At 57.2% G+C, this 22,359-nt stretch carries 19 protein-coding genes and 1 pseudogene; 15 read left to right on the plus strand and 5 right to left on the minus strand.

What is annotated here, in order from left to right; all coding sequences use genetic code 11:
• The 3 genes from OQ273_RS17735 (at position 1) to OQ273_RS17745 (ending at position 4,322) form a co-directional block, all read left to right on the plus strand.
• A complete protein-coding gene (locus OQ273_RS17735) occupies positions 1-972 on the plus strand; it encodes a TAXI family TRAP transporter solute-binding subunit (protein ID WP_267991968.1) in 972 nt (323 codons plus the stop codon).
• Between the two features lie 81 nt (positions 973-1,053).
• A complete protein-coding gene (locus OQ273_RS17740; RefSeq protein WP_267991970.1) occupies positions 1,054-3,879 on the plus strand; it encodes a TRAP transporter permease in 2,826 nt (941 codons plus the stop codon).
• A gap of 2 nt (positions 3,880-3,881) precedes the next feature.
• Positions 3,882-4,322, plus strand: coding sequence for a universal stress protein (locus OQ273_RS17745; protein WP_267991972.1), 441 nt, complete (start codon positions 3,882-3,884; stop codon positions 4,320-4,322).
• Positions 4,323-4,709: 387 nt separating this feature from the next.
• Here OQ273_RS17745 and OQ273_RS17750 read toward each other — a convergent pair whose 3' ends face one another.
• From OQ273_RS17750 to OQ273_RS17760, 3 genes are read right to left on the minus strand one after another with little or no spacing between them, the layout of a single operon-like run.
• The gene (locus OQ273_RS17750; RefSeq protein ID WP_267991974.1) at positions 4,710-5,909 is read right to left on the minus strand and encodes a DUF2235 domain-containing protein; all 1,200 of its coding nucleotides are present in this window, start codon (positions 5,907-5,909) and stop codon (positions 4,710-4,712) included.
• Positions 5,910-5,929: 20 nt separating this feature from the next.
• Positions 5,930-7,090, minus strand: a complete 1,161-nt coding sequence (locus tag OQ273_RS17755) for an MBL fold metallo-hydrolase (RefSeq protein WP_267991976.1) — start codon at positions 7,088-7,090, stop codon at positions 5,930-5,932.
• Positions 7,091-7,101: 11 nt separating this feature from the next.
• A complete protein-coding gene (locus OQ273_RS17760; protein WP_267991978.1) occupies positions 7,102-9,342 on the minus strand; it encodes a S8 family peptidase in 2,241 nt (746 codons plus the stop codon).
• A 445-nt stretch (positions 9,343-9,787) separates the two neighbouring features.
• On the opposite strand from OQ273_RS17760, the pseudogene OQ273_RS17765 reads away from it, so the two are divergent.
• Positions 9,788-9,886, plus strand: a pseudogene (locus tag OQ273_RS17765) (universal stress protein); the annotation flags it as partial.
• A gap of 54 nt (positions 9,887-9,940) precedes the next feature.
• On the opposite strand, the gene OQ273_RS17770 reads toward OQ273_RS17765, so the two are convergent.
• On the minus strand, positions 9,941-10,525 hold the full coding sequence (locus OQ273_RS17770; protein ID WP_267991980.1) for a TetR/AcrR family transcriptional regulator: 585 nt from the start codon (positions 10,523-10,525) through the stop codon (positions 9,941-9,943).
• A gap of 148 nt (positions 10,526-10,673) precedes the next feature.
• Here OQ273_RS17770 and OQ273_RS17775 point away from each other — a divergent pair, with 148 nt between their 5' ends.
• The 8 genes from OQ273_RS17775 (at position 10,674) to OQ273_RS17810 (ending at position 17,922) form a co-directional block, all read left to right on the plus strand.
• Positions 10,674-11,240: a carboxymuconolactone decarboxylase family protein gene (locus tag OQ273_RS17775; protein ID WP_267991982.1), complete on the plus strand. Its 567-nt coding sequence runs from the start codon at positions 10,674-10,676 to the stop codon at positions 11,238-11,240.
• A 73-nt stretch (positions 11,241-11,313) separates the two neighbouring features.
• On the plus strand, positions 11,314-12,321 hold the full coding sequence (locus OQ273_RS17780) for a haloalkane dehalogenase (protein WP_267991984.1): 1,008 nt from the start codon (positions 11,314-11,316) through the stop codon (positions 12,319-12,321).
• Positions 12,322-12,416: 95 nt separating this feature from the next.
• On the plus strand, positions 12,417-12,965 hold the full coding sequence (locus OQ273_RS17785; RefSeq protein WP_267991986.1) for a thioredoxin family protein: 549 nt from the start codon (positions 12,417-12,419) through the stop codon (positions 12,963-12,965).
• Between the two features lie 162 nt (positions 12,966-13,127).
• Positions 13,128-14,693 carry a winged helix-turn-helix domain-containing protein gene (locus OQ273_RS17790; protein WP_267991988.1) on the plus strand — a complete coding sequence of 522 codons (1,566 nt, stop codon included), beginning with the start codon at positions 13,128-13,130 and terminating at the stop codon, positions 14,691-14,693.
• Positions 14,694-14,814: 121 nt separating this feature from the next.
• Positions 14,815-15,090, plus strand: a complete 276-nt coding sequence (locus tag OQ273_RS17795; protein WP_267991990.1) for a hypothetical protein — start codon at positions 14,815-14,817, stop codon at positions 15,088-15,090.
• Positions 15,091-15,154: 64 nt separating this feature from the next.
• The gene (locus OQ273_RS17800; RefSeq protein WP_267991992.1) at positions 15,155-15,904 is read left to right on the plus strand and encodes a gamma-glutamylcyclotransferase; all 750 of its coding nucleotides are present in this window, start codon (positions 15,155-15,157) and stop codon (positions 15,902-15,904) included.
• On the plus strand, positions 15,901-16,974 hold the full coding sequence (locus OQ273_RS17805; protein WP_267991994.1) for a dipeptidase: 1,074 nt from the start codon (positions 15,901-15,903) through the stop codon (positions 16,972-16,974). Before OQ273_RS17800 ends, OQ273_RS17805 begins: the two co-directional genes overlap by 4 nt.
• Before the next feature lie 141 nt (positions 16,975-17,115).
• Entirely contained in the window at positions 17,116-17,922 is an 807-nt protein-coding gene (locus OQ273_RS17810; RefSeq protein WP_267991996.1) for a nucleotidyltransferase family protein, read from the plus strand.
• A gap of 96 nt (positions 17,923-18,018) precedes the next feature.
• Here the strand turns inward: OQ273_RS17810 and OQ273_RS17815 are convergent, their stop codons facing one another.
• Positions 18,019-18,960: a helix-turn-helix domain-containing protein gene (locus OQ273_RS17815; RefSeq protein WP_267991998.1), complete on the minus strand. Its 942-nt coding sequence runs from the start codon at positions 18,958-18,960 to the stop codon at positions 18,019-18,021.
• Between the two features lie 122 nt (positions 18,961-19,082).
• Here OQ273_RS17815 and OQ273_RS17820 point away from each other — a divergent pair, with 122 nt between their 5' ends.
• Genes OQ273_RS17820 through OQ273_RS17830 form a run of 3 tightly spaced genes read left to right on the plus strand, consistent with a single transcriptional unit; the run spans position 19,083 to position 22,302 of the window.
• Positions 19,083-20,096, plus strand: coding sequence for an NAD(P)H-dependent flavin oxidoreductase (locus tag OQ273_RS17820; protein WP_267992000.1), 1,014 nt, complete (start codon positions 19,083-19,085; stop codon positions 20,094-20,096).
• Positions 20,097-20,099: 3 nt separating this feature from the next.
• The gene (locus tag OQ273_RS17825) at positions 20,100-20,966 is read left to right on the plus strand and encodes an NAD(P)H-binding protein (protein ID WP_267992002.1); all 867 of its coding nucleotides are present in this window, start codon (positions 20,100-20,102) and stop codon (positions 20,964-20,966) included.
• Positions 20,967-20,979: 13 nt separating this feature from the next.
• The gene (locus tag OQ273_RS17830; RefSeq protein WP_267992004.1) at positions 20,980-22,302 is read left to right on the plus strand and encodes an amidase family protein; all 1,323 of its coding nucleotides are present in this window, start codon (positions 20,980-20,982) and stop codon (positions 22,300-22,302) included.
• Positions 22,303-22,359 lie beyond the last annotated feature (57 nt).

Below are 22,359 nucleotides of genomic sequence, written 5' to 3' on the forward strand. Positions count from 1 at the left end.
ATGTTATCACGACGTAATATGCTGGCAGGCACGGCGCTGGCTTTATCTATGAGCCTTGGCGGCACGGCGATTGCGGAAGAAACGTTCGTTACCATCGGAACCGGCGGTCAAACAGGCGTTTACTACCAGGTCGGCGGCGCGATCTGCCGGCTTGTCAACCGCGGCAGCAAGGATCACGAGATCAAGTGCACGCACACCACCGGCGGCTCGGTCGCCAATATCAACGGCATCCGCACCGGAGATCTCGATCTTGGCGTTGCCCAGTCGGACTGGCAGTATCACGCCTATAACGGAACCGCTCCGGACAAGTTCCCGGACGGCAAGTTCGAAGATCTTCGCGCCGTGTTCTCGGTCCACCCGGAGCCATTCACCGTGGTGGCGCGTGCCGATTCCGGCATCAATTCCATTGATGATCTGAAGGGCAAGCGCGTCAATATCGGCAATCCGGGTTCCGGTCAGCGCGGCACGATGGAAGTGCTGATGGACAAGATGGGCTGGACCATGGACGACTTCACCCTTGCTTCGGAGCTCAAATCCTCCGAGCAGGCCGCAGCGCTTTGCGACAACAAGGTTGACGCCATCGTCTTCACCGTCGGACATCCCAACGGATCGATCAAGGAAGCCACGACATCGTGTGAATCCAAACTGATCAGCGTCGACAACGATGCCGCCAAGGGCCTCGCCAACGACAATGATTTTTATGCGATGGCAACGATCCCGGGCGGCATGTATGCCGGCACGGATGACGATGTGACCACATTTGGTGTTGGAGCGACCTTTGTGTCATCAAGCAATACTCCGGATGAGGTTGTCTACGAGATCACCAAGGCCGTCTTTGAGAACTTTGACCGGTTCAAAAAGATGCATCCGGCCTTCGCCAATCTCAAAGAAGAAAACATGATCAAAAACAACCTGTCGGCTCCGCTGCATGACGGCGCCGCCAAGTACTACAAGGAACGCGGCTGGATGTAATTCCGGCCCGTAAGCGGGAGCGGACAATTGTCCGCTCCCGCTTTGCCTTTCGGGGCCAATGTAAAACTCGGGGGATACGAGATGGCACAGGACGACACGACAACCGGCAAACTCAGTGACGAGGCACTTGAAGACCTGGTTGCCTCAACCGACACCGGCGGACGCAAGCCGACAAACCGGTCGATTGCCCTCTTGATCGCCGGCACGGCTCTCGCCTGGTCGATTTTCCAGGTCTGGATCGCGTCGCCGATCCCCTACACGACCGGTTTCGGGGTCTTTTCCAGCGGCGAGGCGCGGCCCATTCACCTCGCCTTCGCATTGTTCCTGGCATACCTCGCCTACCCGGCCTTCAAGAATTCACCACGCAGGACCGTTCCCACGACAGACTGGATCCTGGCGTGTGTCGCAGCCTTCTGTTCGCTCTACCTGTTCTTTTTTGACAGCGAGATCGTAAAGCAGATCTTCGGAACGCGCCTGTCGGACCGACCCAACAATCCCAACCAGATGGATGTCATCGTCTCGGTTGTCGGCATCATTTTGCTGCTGGAAGCGACCAGGCGGGCGCTTGGGCCACCGCTGATGATCGTCGCTCTCGTCTTCCTCGGATACACGTTCCTCGGACCCTACGCACCCGGCATTCTGGCCTGGAAGGGTGCAAGCTTCAACGCTGTTGCCTATCACCAATGGCTGTCCACCGAAGGCGTTTTCGGCATCGCGCTTGGCGTTTCGACGGACCTGGTGTTCCTGTTCGTTCTGTTCGGCGCGCTGCTCGACAAGGCCGGAGCCGGAAACTACTTCATCAAGGTCGCCTTCTCGCTCATGGGTCATTTGAGCGGTGGCCCGGCAAAGGCAGCCGTCGTCGCCTCCGGCATGACCGGGCTGATCTCCGGCTCATCCATCGCCAATGTGGTGACAACCGGCACCTTCACCATCCCAATGATGCGCCGTGTCGGCTTCAGCCCGGAAAAAGCGGGCGCGGTCGAGGTCGCCTCCTCGGTAAACGGCCAGATCATGCCGCCCGTGATGGGCGCGGCCGCCTTTTTGATGGTTGAATATATCGGCATTTCCTATTTCGAGGTGGTCAAACACGCCTTTGTGCCGGCGGTCATTTCCTACATCGCACTCGTCTACATCGTACATCTTGAAGCCAAGAAACTCGGCATGGCCGGGCTTGACCGCGCGACCAAGCCAAAGCCGCTGAAGTGGGGCCTGATCTCCTTCGGCGTCACCATGGCCATCATTCTCGCCGCAGCAAGCGGCATCTACTACCTCTTCCTCGCCTTTGAGGCGCTGAAGGAGGCTGACGACAAGGTGCTTGCGATTGCTGTCGTACTTGGGATCATCTTCACTGTCTTCACCATGCTCGGCTCACGCCTGAGCGAAGAGCGCCGCATGCAGTTGATCTCCACCGGGGCGATGGTTCTCGGTCTTACGGTGATAAGCGCATTCGGCGTGTTCTACCTTGTCGAGACCATCGGCAATCTGGCGGGCGATGCAACACCGTGGATCATCGCCGTGCTCCTGGGCATTGCTTATGTGGCGCTGGTTCGCTTCTGCTCAAGCTTTCCTGAACTGGAGCTCGACGATCCTAACGAGCCGGTCATTCGGCTTCCCGAACCCGGTCCGACGGTCAAATCCGGACTGCATTTCCTTTTGCCGGTCATAGTGCTGATCTGGTGCCTGATGGTCGAACGGCTGTCGCCGTCGCTCTCGGCCTTCTGGGCGACCGCGTTCATGATCTTCATCCTGCTCACGCAGCGTCCGCTCTTCGCCATATTCAGGAATGAAAGCCGTGAGGGGACCTTTGCCCTTGGTTTCAGCGAACTGATCGACGGCATGATTGCCGGCGCCCGCAACATGATCGGCATCGGCATAGCAACGGCCGCAGCCGGCATCATTGTCGGCGCCGTCTCTCAGACCGGTGTCGGCTCCGTGCTTGCGGCGCTTGTCGAGTTCCTGTCGCAGGGTCAGATCATGCTGATCCTGATCTTCACGGCGATCCTCAGCCTGATCCTCGGAATGGGCCTGCCGACGACGGCGAACTATATCGTCGTTTCGTCGCTGCTCGCGCCGGTGATCGTCGCGCTCGGGCAGCAGAACGGTCTGATCGTTCCGCTGATTGCTGTGCATCTCTTCGTCTTCTATTTCGGCATCATGGCGGATGTGACGCCGCCCGTGGGGCTGGCGTCCTTCGCGGCGGCGGCGGTCTCGGGAGGAGACCCGATCCGGACAGGCTTCGTCGCCTTCTTCTATTCGCTGCGCACCGCGCTGCTGCCGTTCCTGTTCATCTTCAACACCGATCTGCTGCTCATTGACGTCACCTGGGCGCAAGGAGTGTTCATCTTCATTGTCGCAACGGCAGCGATGCTGATATTCACGGCCGGCTCGCAGGGCTACTTCGTCGCCCGCTCGCGGATTTGGGAATCCATCGCACTTCTGCTGATTGCCTTTACGCTTTTCCGTCCGGGCTTCTGGATGGACTATGTCTCGCCACCCTTTGAGAGCGTCAATCCGACGGAAATCGCCACGGTCATGGGTGAGGCTGAACCGGGCTCGCAGTTGCGCACCATCGTGCAAGGGCTCGATGATGTCGGCGACCCGATCACACTAACCATGGTGATCGATGTCGGCGACGAGCCAACGGGCGAAGAACGACTTGAGGCGTTCGGACTTGAAGTTCTCGACGATGGCGGCAAGCTGCTTGTCGACAACGCGATCTTCGATTCCAAGGCGCAGGCCGCAGGCTTTGATTTCGACCAGGAAATCAGCCAGCTTCTGGTGCCTACACCGCAACCCAGCAAATATCTGTTCTACATACCGGCACTTGCCCTTCTGGCGCTGATCTTCCTGCTGCAACGGCGCCGCAACGATGCGGCAGGTCCTGAACCGGTCGAACAGGGAGCATAGTCATGTCATCGACAAATATATTCAAACGCGTGCTGGCAACCATCGACCTCGGCGACGAGGTCTCCTCGGTCAAGGTGGTGGAAGCGGCGCTCGAGGTCATGGTGGCTGAAGATACGCTGTTTGCCGTTTGTGTCGTGCCCGATTACGGGCGCAGCATTGTCGGCACATTCTTTCCGGCCGATCACGAAAAACAGTTGATCGAGCATGCAACGGAAGAACTGCACGCCTTCACGGCCAAACATGTTCCAAAAGGCACGCGCGTGCAGCACGTCATCGCCCATGGCAGCATCTATGAGGAGATCATGGCGGCGGCCGATCAATGTGAAGCCGATCTGATCGTCGTCGGCTCACACCGGCCGGCCCTGAAGGATTATCTCCTTGGCCCCAACGCATCGCGCGTCGTACGGCACGCAAAGCAATCCGTACTGGTGGTGCGTCACTAACGTGTGCTACGGCCAAGCTTGACCCCGCCGCCCCATGCGCCTGGACGGCGGGGTTTTCCATTGGTCGGCTTGCCGGCTATCAAGGTACCCGCACATAATATCGGGACAACCTAAACCGATTCAAAAATGACAACTCGGATGTGCCCGGCTTTGAAATACTGGGGCCAAGTTAGGTCGATACTTTCGTATTCATTTCCAATTAGGACAGAGAAAATAGACGCCACTTGATACTCCCATGTGCGGTTTCGGCTGCAAGAGGCATGGTCTGGCATTATGTCTTAAAAAGGCATGGGGTACAGCTTTGCGAAATCCCCTGGTCCGACAATTAACAGGGGCATGGGAACGTTTTGGGTTTGTTAGTCGCGAACCCGTCCAAGGAGAGAGAAGCTAAATATCTTCAGGAAACCCATACTCTGCTGGGTCCAAACCGAAGCTTCGGATAAACTCCTCCCAGTCATGCTTGTGCTTCCTCGCGATCTCCACGATCTGCCTAGGCCGATAGCGTTGCGTCATCTCAGTATGATCTGAAGGATCGCTGCACAGACGCTTGATAACAGAGGGATCGATCGAGAGTTTCGCAGATTCCGGATAACCGTCTATTTTTCTGAAACCTTTTCCGCGCTTTAACCGAAGCAATTCAATAGCCTTGTACGTCAATGTGTGGGTGTCACCTATTTCATCCTGCACATACTGCCGGTACTTGGCGAGGAACTTCTCATCGACTGCCAACCCAAGCGTTTTTGCACCGTCAACAATCCAATGAAGTGCCACATTGGCCATGCCGTCATCCCCATAACTGCCACCGACATTTCCATGCGCTCCGGCAAACCAACGTTGCTCGAGGGACTGACCTTTTACGCTGTCCCGCCAGACTTCCGGGCGGAAATCGTATCGTTTTTCATCGATTGCCAGCCCCTGGCGAACATTCAAAACGCAGTCGGCGGGTATTTCACGGACATGAAACGATTTTTCTGAGACAGACGTTTCACCGGTCGCCCGAAATCGAGATCCCAGAGCCATCACCGTATCCCACACACCAAGATAGGTGACTTTAATGGGTGTTATTCTCTCGGCAGGTGCTTCCCCGCGAGAATTCACAATGTCCAGCGGACTGCCACCGCCGCCATTTTCAAGATAATGACGAAAAAAAATGGGAATATAGTAGGCGTCGTCTTTTGCAGGCACACCACCCAACCAGGAAATGAAATTTGTCAGTCCCCGCGCTTGTGCGGCGCCCCGGCTGAAGCCGAAAATATAGATCTGGTCACCATCGGAATAATTATTGGAAATGAAGGTTGTCGCCTGCTCGATATTTGCCTCGAAGCCTGCCCCCCAACCGCCGCCGAGCTTGCTATCCGCAAAATTAAGCAGCTTGTTGCTTAAGCCCGGGTAGAGCCCCTGAGCACCGACACCAGAGTCGTAGTAGGTGATCTGCCGAGTTCCGCCTCGACTATCATGCGGCAAAACTGCGCGCGCCAGTTTCAAAGGGTTCGTCGGTTTTAGAACCGTGGTTTTGTCGTCTCGTTCGCGAACATTAAATGAACTGTTCCATGTTCCGTCGAGGCAAAGGATCAGTCGATCGGCCAAAGTCTCCTCCTTGAAAGCAGCTAAACAATTATATCTATGTGCTTTTCACCTTCGGCTGGAAAACGCAGAACGGCTCTACGCTCCGGCGTCGAGAGCACATCATCCAATGCCGCAATCAATCCCTTTTTCTTAAACTCCTTGTGGGATCTGAGGTCATCCGGGCCATAGGTCATGTGAACCGTATAGTCCAGGTTCGGGCGCGCCTCGAAGAGCATTTTCAGGGTTTCCGGTTCCGGGTTCCCGTGTTTGCCGTCGCCACAAAACACATAGTGGTCCGCGGTAACGCGTTCAAAGAATTCCGGCGTTACGTTTCTTTTGCTCCCGTGGTGAGGATTTTTAAGTATGTCGAAGTGGACTGAACCGCCAGGAGCCAGACGCCCGGTCTCTTCCAGCCATTCCATGATCATTTTCCCACGCGCGTCCCCGGTCAGCAACGCAGTTTTACCGCCAGCCTCCGCAAAAACCACTATGGATGCGAGGTTTGATACCGATGTGTCCATGCTATGCGCTGCAGTTTCTGCGTCGGCTTCCTTCTTGAGAATCTTATTCAGGTCCTTTGCCCATTTTTTTTTCAAGTCATCGATTTGCTCCTGCGACGGACCGATCACATCAAGACTGAGCGCCCCACATTTCCAGGGGCTTGCGGCATTACCCAGGAGCGCCAGACGATTCTTGAACCGCTGATTGACATCTATATTGAGCGCCTTGAGATCCAGCCTGAGCTGTCGTCCCTGCCCAACACTCGAGAGAACCAGCTTGGAATCACATGGATCGAAATCGCCGAAATCCAACTCGTCCAGAGCACTGGCAAGAGACGCTGCATCTGCCCGCGAAGCGGCGACGCCGGCTCCGGTGATCTTTGCTATCGTATCTGGAAAACCGTTGCACCATGCCCTGCGGATATGGACGACTGGATCGCGCTCTTCGTCGCGGGCTTCAATCAGCTCATCGGTGAGATCCAGAATGCCGTCAATGTGGTCCGCATCGATATGGCTGACCATCAGCAGATCGATTAACGGCGGTTCATCGCCGTTTTTCGGCAGCGCTTCAAGCTGGTCCCGCAGGAAACGCTGGTAAACGCCAGATGGACCACCATCGACCAGAACCGTAGCGTCTTCGGCGAAAAGCAGCAGGCAATCTCCGTGCTTTGCCCTGATGGCACGCAATGTCAGGTCCGTCATATTGGTCCCTCCTAGACAGATTGAAGCGCGCGCAGAATGTCGACCAAGCCATTACCCTGAAAATACCGTTCACGCTGCAGGTCAGTTGCCGTTTCACAAAGTATGCGTTTGATACGCTCAGGCTGCGCAATGAGTTCGGTGTGACGTGCCATCAGCATGGCTGATGCGCCGCTTACATGGGGCGCCGCCATGCTGGTCCCATCCTTGTATTCAGCCCTGTTGTGAGGCGTCGGGCCGTAGATCTTCTCTCCCGGAGCAACAACATCCGGTTTAAGCCGCCCGTCACCCGTGGGACCGCGGCTCGAGAAATAGCTGACGCCATATTCGTGAGGTCTTTTGCGATGCGTTGCTCCAACGGTTATCACGCTGTTGGCGTTGCCCGGATCCGTAATGGATACGGAACGATAACTATCTGTAGATCGAACTTCCTCGAACTCCTGCATCTCGAAACCTCGATTGCCCGCCGCAGCGACGATGACCATGCCCGCCGCCACCGCTTCATCGCATTCATCACAAATCGGGGTTCGCCCGCACGCAAACCGTCGAACCTCGTGAATCAGCGACAGGCTTAGATTCGCACCGTGAACCTGCATCGTGCCGGCCCTGGAGTTCATCCAGCGCAGATACTGGATGGCTGCCAATAGCTCAAATTCATCGGTACGCCCGTCGTCACGGAACACACGTACGTCAATCATATTGATGTCGGGACACACCCCGCGCAATTTCCTGGTGCGAGAATGGAGCGGTTCCTTGTTTTCGTGATCGAGGTTTTCGATCCAGTCAGCGCCCAGAATACCCGCAACGTGGGTACCGTGATCGTTTTCCGGAACGTCGGGATTATGATCAACGATAGCATCTTCCAAATCCTGCCAACTGATGTCCTTGCCACCTTTGATTCGGCGCTTGAGTTCGTTGAGCAGCTTTTTTGCGGCTTGGCGCTTCTTGGCTTTGCCTTTGCCGGCCATTCTACGAGATATTTCCTCAAGTACATTTGCTTCTCGCTTGTTCGCCACCTCGTCTTCAAGGTCCATCTCAATGTCATAATCGAGAAGTTCACGCAGTCGCGTGAAATCAAGGGTTTTGACGATCCGGGTCTCAGTCAGATCCTCGAGGCGAAGTTCGCCTTCTGCATGTTCGGGTTGTTCAGCAGCGTGAAGCGCTTTCCGGCGGGCGATATTGAGCTTTTCACGTACTTCCTTTTCGTGTTGTGGGGTAAGTCGTTTGAAGGCGTGATGGTTGGGGTCGATTCCACTGTCAATCACAGCCCAGGTTATGTTTTCGCAAGATATGTCAAACAACCGGATGGCTGCGTCTGCCTTTACGGTCAGTGAAGATTTGTTCACGGCCAGCCGAATCGGGCGATTTTTGGTTACACGCCAAATATACTTTTCCTTCGGATAGTCGTTGTTCTTTGTCCAATTGCGATAGAGGTTCGTAAAAGCCTTTACGACCTCCCGTCGAGCCATCTGTGAATCTTCGAGCTCGACATCAAGGAGCTTTTGGCGCCTCATGGCCTCTTCGGAGTTCTCGATTAGGTCAGGATCCTCACGCTCCCGTTGAAGCAGAGAAAACTCCTTTTCAAAGACCCCGCTCAATTGATCATCCTGCTCGAGAAGCTTGCACTCTCGTGTGAAGCAATTTGCTATAAGCCCCGCGATGCGAACCAGCCAAGCCAGGTCGGGGGGGATATCCCGGATGTATCTCTTACGCTTCGCATTGCCGCTGATAAGGCCCTCATTTTCAACGGTCGAACTAACCCGCCGCCGTATCACCCACAACGCGTCATACAGGTCCCGTTCTCGCCCGCCCTTTTGATCCGGTTGCGGGAATGGCCTCCATTCGGCAACATTGGCCTCTTTCATCGTGTGCTCAAGGGCGCGAAGACGATCATAGGTTTCGTGCCACCATTGCGTAAGCGGCAAAACAATGCGCATCAGTTCATCAAAATAAATACGCACAGCAATCTGACCGGGAATATAGGAGATGCGCGGCCGCTCCCCGAGAGGCTCGCCAGCCTCCTTCTTCTTTTTCCGATAGATATTCAACATCTCACGTATCTTTTGGGCGGCTTGTCCCGTGCCGCCTTCTTCCGCGCTTGTAAGAATTAGTTCATGTTGCCGGTTAGGCTCCATGGCAAAGGCCAACCACACATTTGGTAGGATCGGGCTGTCTTGAGTAAACCTCAATCCGCCAGGTGTTTCGAAAAGAAGACTGTTGGCGAAAGCTGATCTTCGCTTGATAAGTTCGTCCATGCCATACCCGTTTTCTGTGAAATCAAATCTACAAGGTCTTGGCGATCGATTGTATTATTTATCAAATATCAATTTATAATAGAATTTCCTAAAATGAAACATCAAACCTCATCTGACGAAACTGTTTTAGAATTAATGTCTGTTTCTGTTGAAAAACTAACTTTCCGAAATGACAGAGATGCGATTCATTATTTTCACTTTAAAGCAATTGTTCAGGTATCGGTTTCACTGCAACAGTTGAAGTGGCGTCAGTGTACCCTGCGCCATAACCACACAGGTCCAGCGAATTCAGCAGGAGACCACCGCCTCTGCCTCTTAGATCGGTACCTGTTCATTGACACCCCTCTCAACCAACGGAAGATGGTGCTTCGTTCGTTCTGTCGGCTTCGATTTCGACCAGGAAATCAGCCAGCATCTAATGCCTGCATTGCAACCCTGCAAATATCTGTTCGGCGCGCACCGGCCGGCCCGGAAGGATTATCTTCTCGGGCCGAACGCATCGCGCGTCGTGCGGCACGCGAAACGGTCCGTTCTGGTGGTGCGCCATTGGAACATTTGTCTGGCCGACGTCCAAGGCACGGTCAGGAGTCGCAGTTTGCTACTGGCTTACCAGCCGCAGAGCGCCAGCTTTCAGGGCTTTCAGGGCGTTCGCATCGTAAGTACCCCGCGCCAGGACCCGCAGGGCGACTACCAAAGACAGGAGCGCCTTTGCGGTTTCATCAGCGTTGACCGTTTCGGGGATCTGGCCGGTCTCTTTTCCCTTTACGATCAGCTGACGGAAGAAATCCTCGAACTCACCGAGAGCACCGGTCACCATGACCTGCACATCCTGTGTGTGGTTCGGCAGTTCCAAAGCCGTGTTGATCAGCAGACATCCCTTTTGCTGCTTGTCCGCTTCGGTTTCCGCGATCAGGCCATCAAATAGCTGTTCAATCGCCCCAACCGGATCGTCGAGCTTGGCGAGCTGCGCGAGGATCGCACTCCGATTGAGGGTGTCGTAACGAAGCAAGGCCCGGTCAAAGAGCGCCTTCTTGCTTCCAAATGCATTGTAAAGGCTACCCTTGTTGATCCCCATGCCCTCGATGAGATCGGCCATGGAGGTTCCTTCATAGCCTTTTTTCCAAAAGACCGTGATCGCTTTATCTGTTGCCTCATCGAGATCGAACGATTTTTCCCAGGGCATGACGAATCCTTACGCAGTCGGTGCAGCATTTATATAGGTGTTTAGACCGATCGTTCAATAAAATTTCAAAAGGGTCTTGACCGATCGGTTTAAACTTCTTAAATGGGTTTATACCGATTGGTTTAAACAAATTAAAAGGACCTTCACCATGACCGACTTCACGACCCATACACCGGCCACGGCACCTGCCGCCTCCAAGCCACTCTTAGAGGGCGCGCAAGCAGCCTACGGCTTTGTCCCGAACCTTCTTGGCACGATGGCCGAAGCCCCGGCCATGCTAGAGGGTTACATGACCCTTGCCGGCATCTTCGACAAATCCGAGCTGTCGGAAACCGAACGCCAGATCATCCTGATGACGAACAATCGTCTGAACGGCTGCACCTACTGCATGGCGGCGCATACCTCGCTGTCGCAGATGGCGAAAGTCCCGGCCGATGTCATTGAGGCTTTGCGCGCCGGCACTGAAATTGCCGATGCCAAACTTGAGGCACTGCGCCAGTTTGCCATCACCATAAACGAGACGCGCGGCTGGCCTTCCGAGAACGCTGTCAGCGCATTCCTTGATGCCGGCTACAGCAGGCAGACCATCCTCGAAGTGATCCTCGGCACCGCGCTGAAGGTCATGTCGAACTACACCAACCATGTCGCGGAGACAGAGGTAGACCAGGCGTTCGCAGCCAATGTCTGGAGCAACCCGGCCAATCAAGCGGCCTAGTAACAGCCAAGGGCGGGTCCGCGCTTTCTCCCGGTGCGGATACGCCAAACCCCCAATTCAAAGGACCGATCCAATGAAACACTCTTCACGTTTTCTGGCCGCGGCAGCGGCAGCAACCATGATATTCATTCCGTTGGCCTCTGCCCAGGAAGCCAACCCCTATGCAGACTTTAAAATTCCACCGGCCGAGGTGTCTTCGGACTTCCCGTACGAACACAAATTCGTGGAAATTCTTGGCTCCAGGATGGCCTATGTCGATGAGGGCGACGGCGATCCCATCCTGTTTCTTCACGGACAGCCGACCTCGTCCTATTTGTGGCGCAACATCATGCCCTTTGTCGAAGGCAAGGGCCGCATTATCGCTCCGGACAATATCGGCTTCGGCAAGTCCGACCAGCCGGATCTGGATTATACATTCCTCGATCACTACAGATATTTTGAAGCCTTCGTGGAAGAACTCGGCCTGAAAGACATTACGCTGGTCGTTCACGACTGGGGCTCGGGCCTCGGACTTCACTATGCTGCTGAGCACCCCGACAACGTCAAAGGCATCGTGACCATGGAAGCCCTGATCGCGCCAATCCTGCCTGCCGTCAGTTATGAAGCCATGCCGAAGGAGCTGGGCGGTTTCTTCAGCTTCGTGCGCAGTCCGGAGGGCCGCAAACTAATCGTCGAAGGCAATGGCTGGTTGACGGGAGACGGGTTTCTGACAGGCTTTACGGACCGCCCTTTGGCTGATGAGGCGCTGCGTACCTATCAGGCTCCGCACACCACCGAGAAGTCCCGCGTGCAGGTCAATCAGTGGCCGAACGAAATCCCGATCGGCGGGGAGCCGGCCACGACAACGCAAATCATCGGCAACTACAACGCGTTTCTGGAAAAAACGGATATTCCATGGCTGTTCCTCTACGCTTCGCCAGGCGCAACAGCACCGGAAGCCGCTGCTGACTACTGGGCCGAGCGCGCAAAGAACATCGAGACGGTCTATATCGGTCATGGCCTGCACTATGTTCAGGAAGACCAGCCCTACGCAATCGGCCGGGCGATCGCCGACTGGTATCGCCGTCTGGACGGGAATTGAGAAAAATAGCGTTTCGGGTGGACCCGGCTTTGATATGCTGGGTCCACTTCACGTCAAAGCTTTCGAACAATTGGCACTTATGAAAGAGAAATCAGATGCTGCTTGATACTCCCATTTGTGATTTTGGCTGGAAAGGCCCGGATTTCACGCTGAAGGATGCCCATGGCAACTCGTTCACGATGAGCGATCATCTGGGCGAAAACGGCCTGCTGATCGCATTTGTTTGCAACCATTGCCCCTATGTACAGGCGATTGGTCACCGGCTGGCTGAGGACGCTGCGATGCTGAAGTCTGAAGGCATCAATGTGCTTGCCGTCATGTCCAATGATTATCGGAAGGTGCCGAGTGACGGCCCTGAATTCATGCCGCAATTTGCCGCAAAACATGGTTGGACGTTTCCGTACCTGATCGATGAAGACCAAAGTGTCGGCAAATCCTATGACGCCGTGTGCACCCCGGATTTCTTCGGTTTCAACAAGAACGGAGAACTGCACTATCGCGGACGTCTGGACGATGCCGGGATGGGTGATGCAAGCAGCCGCGAACGCGAGCTGGTCAATGCCATGCTGCAAATCGCCCGGACCGGCGAAGGCCCCAGGGAACAGACCCCGTCCATGGGATGCTCCATTAAATGGAGTGACTAGCATAAACCCGAATTAGTTTGGATCCTTTGACCGCCCGGACCGCCATGCCAGGGCGGTATTTTGCGCCATGCTCTGCAACACCCTGCATTCACCTGAGTAGCGGGCATCGGGTTGCGGAGAAATCCGCGGCGCGTTACCCTGAAGTAACATGACACGAAGCCATTGCTTTTCCTGCCGATGGACGAAATCCGCTTTTCAGACTTCACCCTGCAACGCCGCCTCCGCCGCTTGACCAAAGACGGCGAGGAGATTGCCCTCGGCGCCCGCGCCTTCGATCTTCTCGAGCTCCTTGTCGCTCAGCGCGATACTGTCGTCGGACGCGATGAAATCATGGCGACGGTCTGGCCCGAAACCGTGGTCGGTGAGAACAATCTGAATGTGCAAGTGGCCAATCTGCGCCGGGTGCTGGGACCGGAAGCCATCGTGACCGTTCCGGGCCGAGGCCTGCGCTTTGCTCTGGACGTCGCAACAGACGGGCCCGTGCCTCTGAGCCTGCCGGACAGGCCGTCCGTCGTTGTCCTGCCCTTTTCAGACCTCGGCACAGATCCGGAACTGGCCTGGTTGGCCGAGGGGTTTGTCGAGGACATAACAACCGAGCTTTCGCGCTTCCGCGACTTGTTCGTTGTTGCGCGCAATTCCGCCCTCCTTTATCGGCAAACACCCCGCGATCTGAGTGCCGTCTCGCGCGAGCTTGGCGTCCGGTATGTTGTGGAGGGAAGCGTAAGGGCAACGCCGGACCGCGTTCGTGTCACGGCAAAGCTAATCGACGCCACAAACGGTGAGCAGGTATGGGCTGACAACTTTGACGGTGACTTATCGGGTCACTTCGAAACACAGGCAGAGGTGGCGCGGGCGCTGGTAACCTGCCTGGTGCCCCAGATTGGTCGCGCGGATGCCGAGCGCGAACGCGCGACACCGCCCGAAGACCTGACCGCGCATGGTCTTGCCAAACAGGCATGGTTCGCAGCCGCCGCCGGAGACATGGCCTATGATCAGGAGCCCCGCGACAGCGGCACTGCCCTTGCGCGACAGGCTCTTGAACGCGACCCCGGTTCCAGCCTTGCCTGGCGCGTTTTGGCATGGGTCGCCTGGGGCAATGCCTATCACGCGACAACGGATTCGATCCCCCGCACACTGGCCGAAGGGATTGATGCTGCAACCAAGGCCATCGCCGCCGATCCCGCCGATCATCATGCGCGGCGGCTGCGCGCGCTCCTGCATTTCATGAACCAGTCCCCGGAAACCGGCTTGCCGGAGCTTCGGCGAGCGCACGAGATGAACCCCAACTGCAGCTCCACCCTAGCTTGGCTGGGCCTTTATGAAGGACTCCACGGTGATATCAGGCGTGGCGTGCCGCTTGCCGAGGCCGCCATCAGGCATAGCCCGCGGGACCCGTCTCATGGATCGCACCTTGCCGCGTTGGGGTTCGCTCAGTTCGCCAACCGTGACTATGTGGCCGCTGCCGATACCGCCTCGGCGGCGCTCGCCGAATCCGCCGGCAGCGCGGTTCCTTTGGTCCTGAGCACCATCGCCAATGTTGCCGCCGGCCGGCTGGAACGGGCAACGGACGCCTTCAATCGGCTGGAGCAGATCGCACCCAAGCTCGTTGAAGTACGGCTCTCCGGGCGCTGGCTGGCAACAAACCCTGAATACCTCAAGCGGGCACATATGTTTTTCCGCATCGCCGCCGGGCTGGCATCTCCAGAAGCGGCAGAGCGGCTGCGTTAAATCAAAATCCGCAGATTTAGAACATTTTAGCCGCGTATATAGCGCGGGACGTTTGTTTTCTGGCTTTCTCAACGGACCTGACCGCTGGTGATCTCATGGTCGCCCAATGTGAGAAATTCCGATGCGCCTTCGTGACCTTACCGCCTTTTTTTCAGCATTCAGCCCGTCACCACTACCCAGTCAGTCGCAACAAACCATTTCTCCTGAAATGGACGCCAGCCTCGTTGACTTTTTCCGTGCGCCCCAGGAATTCGGCCTGCCGCCCTTTGCTCTGTGCCCGCATATGGGCACCTGGGTCACTGCCGAACTGGCTCTCGATTATGCCCTTCGGGCTGGCGGGCCGCTCGCTGACAGGCATGACGATGGCCGCAGCGACCAGGCGCACCACGCACCCTGAGCACGATGCCGCTCCTTCTGATACATTTGCAGAGCCTGATCATTTGCCTTCGGGAAAACTGCCCATGACCGGACTTACCGATGCGTTCGCCTTTCATCCTGAACTTCGGGACAGGATCGCCGACCCGATGACATCCTTTATGCGGGAGATCACGGTCGACATGCTGCGGGAGCGGTATCCGCAACTGGAAGCCACGTTGGAATGGGTGCATAGCGACAGTGAGCGTGAGGCGACGCGCACCAAGGCGCTGGCGGGCAGAGATAATGACGATTTGTGGATCTTTGCCTACGGCTCCCTGATGTGGGACCCGGCCTTACGGTTCTCCGAGGTACGCCGAACCGAGGTCGACGGCCATGCACGCCGGTTTATTCTCCTGGATGATGCCGCACGCGGCAGCGAGGGTGCGCCCGGCCTCATGGCCGCACTGGACAGCGGTTCGGGATGTGAGGGATTGGCCTTCCATATTGCCGCCAAGGACGTCGATACGGAAACGGAAATCCTGTGGCGGCGGGAGATGATCGGACCGGGCTACGAGCCGCGCTTCGTCACAGCCAGAATTGACGGCGATGACATCGAGGCGCTGACCTTCGTCGCCGATCACGATGCCGATGTCATCCGACCGGATTTGAGCCGGGCACAACAGATCGAATGTATCGCACAAGGCGAAGGGTTTCTGGGAACCAGCCGTGCCTATCTCGCCAATATCGTATCTCAACTCGATATCCTGGGCATTCATGATGCGGACTGTGCGCGGCTTTTAAGGGACGTGGACGATTTTCAGGCCGCATCCGCCGGCAAGGTCGGTGAGAATTGAGCAGCTCCACTCGCTTTTTTGACGGTCACAATGATTTCCTGCTCAGGCTGATGAAAATGCCGGCGCCGCGTGAGGAGACATGGCTTGGCACAGGGCGCACAGGCCATCTCGATCTCACACGAATGAAAGAAGCGGGTTTTGCAGGCGGGCTGTTCGCGATCTTCGTGCCACCGGCTTCAGGCGGCCCGCCGCCCGATTTCAAAGCGTTGATGGCGAATCCGCCCTATGATTTGCCAATACCGCCTGAGATGGATCACAGGATCGCCCAACCAGATGCATTTGGTATGGCGGGCCTGCTTCACTGGATGGAGCGCGTTGCACCGGATGAGTTCAAGGTCTGCCGGTCGGGCGCGGAGATCCGCGCATCCATGAATGACGGCGTTATTGCCGGTGTGATGCATATGGAGGGTGCTGAGGCGATTGACCCTGATTTCGATGCGCTTTTCCTGTTCCACGAGATGGGATTGCGGTCACTCGGTCCTGTTTGGAGCCGCCCGACCATCTTCGGCCATGGCGCACCGATGGCTTTCCCTGGCTCGCCCGATATCGGGCCGGGGCTGACCGATACGGGCAAGGACCTTGTGCGGCTTTGCAACGGTCTCGGAATCATGATCGATTTGTCGCATATGAACGAAGCCGGCTTCAATGATGTGGCGGCGATCTCAACAGCGCCGCTGGTTGCCACCCACTCGAATGCACATGCGCTTTGCACTTCGCCGCGCAACCTCACGGACCGCCAGCTTCATGCAATCCGAGATACGGGCGGCCTGGTCGGCTTCAATTTCGCTACCTTTTACCTGAACCCGGACGGCACCGCCGCATCCGACACCTCCTGGGACACAATGCGACGTCAGCTCGATTACCTCATCACAGAGGCGGGCGAAGATCATGTCGGGCTCGGGTCCGATTTCGACGGCTGCGTCCTGCCTGATCTGATCGGCGATGTGACCGGAGTGCCAAGGCTCTTTCAGGCGCTGGCGGATAGCGGTTATGACGACTTGATATTGACAAAGCTCGCGCGCGAAAACTGGCTGGCCTGCCTCGAGCGCAGTCTGAAACCGGCCAGCTGACCGTGGACCGGACAGGGCGGAGCCCCTCGCCTGACCCACTCCATGATCGATCGATTGCCGATCCGATCGCGGCCAAATTGACGCCGGGGCATCGTCCGAATACCGTGCCGGGTATTCGTACATGGATCGGTAATTACCAGCATGCGGCAAAACGACGTCATCGACACAATCGCCACCGCACTTCGGGACGCTCCAGGCATCCGGGCGCTGTTCCTGAGCGGCAGCCACGGCAACGGACTGGCCGACGACTATAGCGACATCGACTTCGTCATGGTCGCCATTGACGGCGCAAGTGATGAGGCGGCCGAGACCTGGCGCAACGCCGTCAGCCGGACCGGCGACATCGTGCTTTGGTGGGACCGTAGCGTCCGGCCGGCCATCATCAACGCCATAACCGAGGACTGGACGCGCACCGATGTCGTAATCCAGAAGCCGGATCAATTGACCTGGTTGACAAAGGACGGTGTGAAGCCCCTGTTTGACCATGACGGCCTCTTCGACAGCCTGCCGGACACCGCAGAAAAAGGGGGCCCCAATCCTGCGCGGCTCAAATATCAGTTCGAGGAGTTCATCAGAATCGTCGGGTTGCTACATCTGGCTATCGGCAGGAAGGAATATATCAATGGCGTTGCCGGCCTGTTTCATCTGCGCAACCTTCTGGTCGACCTGTTGATTGAAGAAACAGCAGCCCCCAACAGGGGCGGCGTTCTGCATCTCAACCGGCTCATCACCCAGGAGCAAAAGGAGCTTCTCATGTCGCTTCCGCCTGCGGTGCCTGAACATGATGCCCTCATCTCGGCCAACGTTGCCTACGCAAGGGCCTATCTGCCGCGGGCACGCAAACTTGCACAGCAGCAGAACATTGACTGGCCAGAGCGTTTCGAAGCGGCGACATGGAAACTCCTGAACGCTTCTTTGGGCATAATCCGGCCGTACGACCCGGACTGATTTGATCGCCGGCATGCCACAAGCCGCACGGAACAGCCAAGAGCTCAGGAAACAGACCAGTCCATGGGGTGCTCCGCCAGGACAGTCCGCGCTCGATCAGTGCATTTTGCGGCCACTGATGTGACGCAGCCGGCGCGCCGTGATGCCATAACGACTGTGAAACGATCTGGAAAAATGGCTGTCGTTCCTGAAACCCACCGCTCCCGCTATTTGCGAAATCGGCAGCGAGGAGCGAACGACAAGGTCCTTTGCCGCATTCAAACGGACGGTCAGTAAATACTGTCCGAACGACTGGTCCGTTCTCGCAAACAGTTTGTGGACATGGCGGACTGAAATTCTGAAATGTTTCGCGACCTTTTGAGGCGACAGATCGGGGTTGGCGGCATTGCTCTGCACGAATGTCCTGACAACATCCAGATGCTGGTCAGCAATGCGCTCATTCTTTGTCCCGGCGATCTGAGCCAGCAGCAGGCTCACCATACCCGTCACGGTGTCCCGGCTCGCCCGACCCGCCAGCATCATCCGCATGTCGTGAAGCAGGGCGGTGGCCGTTGGCGACGCGATCGGAATGGCGCGCCCCAGAATCTCTGCACAACACTCCCCCTGATTGGCGATTTCACTTGCCGGAAGATGCAGGCAGGCCTGCCGGAATGCGCCGTCGAATTTCATCGAGAACGGCCGGCGCGCGTCGAGGACAACCGCCGACCCCTTGGGAACCTTGGTGTTCATACCCCTTTGGGAGATGGTGCTGCTGCCATCAAGCTGAAAGTTCACAAACACTGAATCACTCGGGCTGGCGCTGATGTCTCGCGCGGTGCGCCGTACGATCTGCGAGCCGGAGCGTATGACCGACATGGTGCTCTCGCCGACAATCTGGGTCGTGACAATGCTTCCGGAAAATGCGCCTTCTCCGAGGCGCTGTGGTGACAATGACGTGTAGTTGCTGCAGATCGAGTCGTGCCAATATCCAAAGGGATCACGCTGCCCTTTTGTACTGAAAACAGGCAATTCGACGCTTTGTGATGCTCGCAGCGACACCTTCTATTCCCCGAAATGACAGCCGTCAATCTGGCTCAGAGTGCACTCTCGATCAAGTCGGCACCTTGTTCAACAGCATTACATGATTTTTCATTCAAATGGCTGGAGCACGGAGTAACAAGATGATCACGACTCGTTTTACACAAAAATACGGACTGTCGGTGCCGTTGACGCAAGCAGGCATGGCGTTTGCCGGCATGACGCCTCCGCTGGGAATTGCCGTGAGCGAGGCCGGAGCCATGGGCTCAATCGCAGGCGTTGGCATCATTCCCCCGGAAGGCGTCCAGATGCTGGTGGGCGGCATGCAGCAAGGCACTCGGAAACCGTTCCATGTCAATTTCATCACCATCTACACATCACAGGCTCATATTGACCTGATGTGCGAGATGAAACCGGCGGCAGTTTCATTCCACTGGGGGCATCCGGAAAAGGCATGGATCGATCAGTTGCATGCAGCTGGTGTCGATGTCTGGGAACAGGTCGGTGCAGTCGAAGCGGCGGTTTCAGCCGTCGACGACGGCGTTGATGTCATTGTAGCGCAGGGATCGGAAGCGGGCGGGCACAATTACGGGACCGCAGGAACCATTGCGCTGACGCCGGCCATTGTCGATGCGGTCGCTGAGAAGGCGCTGGTTCTGGCGGCGGGCGGCATCGTCGATGGGCGCGGCATGGCCGCCGCCCTGATGCTCGGCGCCGACGGCGTCTGGGTCGGCACGCGGTTCGTCGCAAGCAAGGAAGCCTCGGTTGCCGACGAATACAAGGCCCGCCTTTTATCTGCCGAGACCAGCGGCACCCAAGTCACACATATCTTCGGACGGCATCATCCGGAATTCAACCCGATCCGTGTTCTGTCGAGTGATCTGGTGCGTGAGTGGAGCGACAAGATCGACGCGATCCCCGTCGGCGATGAAAACAATCCGCATATCGGAGATATGGACCTTCTTGGCCAACCGCAGCCCTTGCACAAATTCACCAATATGGTGCCAATGACAGGCGCAACGGGCGATTTCGATCTGCTCCCGCTTTTGTCGGGAGAAGGTGTCGGCCTGATAAACGACCTGCCCGCCGCCGCCGATATCGTTGCCAATATGGCCACCGAAGCGGAACGAGCTTTGGCGACATACAGGGCGGGCTAGCCCATGGCGAAGTTTCTTGTGTTCGGAGCAACCGGCAATGTCGGCTCGGCCTTGGGGCGGCGGCTGGTGGCCGGGGGCCATGATGTACACGGCGTAACGCGTGGTGGCGATGGCGAAGGAAAGCTGGCTGCGGCCGGCATCAGCCCAATTGTCGGCGATATCGTGAATATGCCGTCGCTGGCTGATCGCCTCAGCGGATTTGACGCCGCGTTTCTTGCCTCGGCTGACGCCCCGGACCAAGGACGCCGGGAAATCGCAGCAATCGACGCGCTCGTGGCGCAAAACACACCGCATCTCGTGAAACTTTCCGCCCAGTCGGCAGGCCTGACGCCACCCGTCAGTTTTGGCGTGCAACACCACGCCTCGGAGAACCATCTGAAGGCAAGCGGCGTGAGTTACTCGATCCTGCGGCCGACCTTCTTCCAGCAATCCGTGCTGTTGATGAAGGACGATATTGCAAGGAAATCGGCCATCACCGCACCGATGGGAAAGGGCAAATCCGCGATGGTGAATGTCGAAGATATTGCAGCAGTTGCGGCCCGCTGTCTGACGGATCGGGGGCATTCAGGCAAAGTCTATACGCTCACGGGCCCCGAGCCGGTCGGGTTTGCAGACATCTGCGCGGCGCTCTCGGAGCTTCTGGGCAAAAAGATCAAATATGTCAGTCCACCTGCCCCGATCGCGCGGCTGGTGATGCCGTTTCTGACAGGGATGCCACGCTGGCAAACCAGCCTGATTGTCGATTTGATGGTGGCTATTCGAATGGGAGCACAGGAAGCGGTCACGTCGGATGTCGAGACGGTTACGGGCAAGCCACCGCGCAGCATTCAAGCGTTTCTGACGGAAAACAAAGCCGAGTTTACGGGTTGAAAGGGAGGTCGACATGAGCGCGCCGCGAACCGCAAGCAAGCTTGTGGCAGCATCACTTGACGCCTTGAAAGCGCGATCGGATCTGAACCTTACCACCCAGTTGCTGGAAGACAGCGCCCTGGATGCGGCTGCAAGACAGGATGAGGAAGGGCATGCGGGATCGCTTTGCGGTCTTCCATTTGTGGTCAAAGCCAATGTCGCGGTCGCAGGCGCGCTGCAAGACGGCGCCTCGCCGGCCTTGACGGGCAACATCGCAACCAAGGATGCGCAGATCGTGGCAAGACTGCGCGCCGAGGGGGCGATCCCCGTTGCGATGACAAATATGCACGAACTCGCATTCGGCATCACCAGCCAGAACGCGCATTACGGCCCTGTGAGAAACCCTCATGATCCCAACACAATAGCGGGCGGCTCCAGCGGCGGCACGGCAGCCGCGATAGCTGCAGGCGCCGTTCGAGCCGGAATCGCATCGGACACCGGCGGATCAGGCCGCCTGCCCGCCGCTTTTTGCGGCTGTGTGGGGCTTCGGCCCACTCAGGACCGTTATCCGAAAGACGGAATCCTGACGCTTTCTCACACGCTCGATACGCTGACTGTGATGGGTTCGGACGTGGCAACGGTCATTGCCCTGGACGCGGTTGTCACCGGAGATACTGCCGAGCCGGAAGCCCGGTCTTTGCGCCTTGGCGTGCTGCACGACCCATTTTGGACCGGGCTCTCGCAGGAGATGTCCGATCTTGGTCAGGGTGTGCTCTCGCGTCTCACGGAGGCGGGTTTTGATATCATCGAAGGCGATGCGCCGGATATAGAAACGCTAACCGAAACGGCCGGTTTCCCAATCGCACTCAATGAGACGAAGACCAACTGGGAGGGTTTCGCCAAAGACCTGCGGGGATTGTCGCTTGGCGATTTTGCGGCGGACATCGCCAGCACGGATGTGCGCGCACTTTACGAAACCATGGCGCGGGGCGAGGTGCCGCCCCCCGAGGCCTATGCCGCGGCGATGAAGGAAGCGCGGCCGGCGTTGAAAGAACTCTTTGCCAAGCTGTTTGACGAAATGGACGTTGATGCCTTCATATTCCCCACACTTGCCCGAACGGCGCCTTCAATCGAGTCGACGGACACCATAGACATTGATGGCAACATCCTTCCACTGTTTCCGACCTTGACCAGGCGCGAACTCGCGGCGAGCGTCGCCGGCCTTCCGGCAATCAGCCTGCCGGCCGGCACCGATGCCAGGGGGCTGCCTTTCGGGATGGAACTGATCGGGCGTGACGGGGCAGACCGCGCTTTGTTGGGCATTGCGAAGAAGATCGAGCGGTCGTTGGCGCGCTGAGAGCACTAAAACCCCGCCGGCATCCGTGCGAAGTTTTTGCAGATTGTGTGCGAAGCG

Source organism: Hoeflea prorocentri (genome assembly GCF_027944115.1).
GTDB lineage: Bacteria > Pseudomonadota > Alphaproteobacteria > Rhizobiales > Rhizobiaceae > Hoeflea_A > Hoeflea_A prorocentri.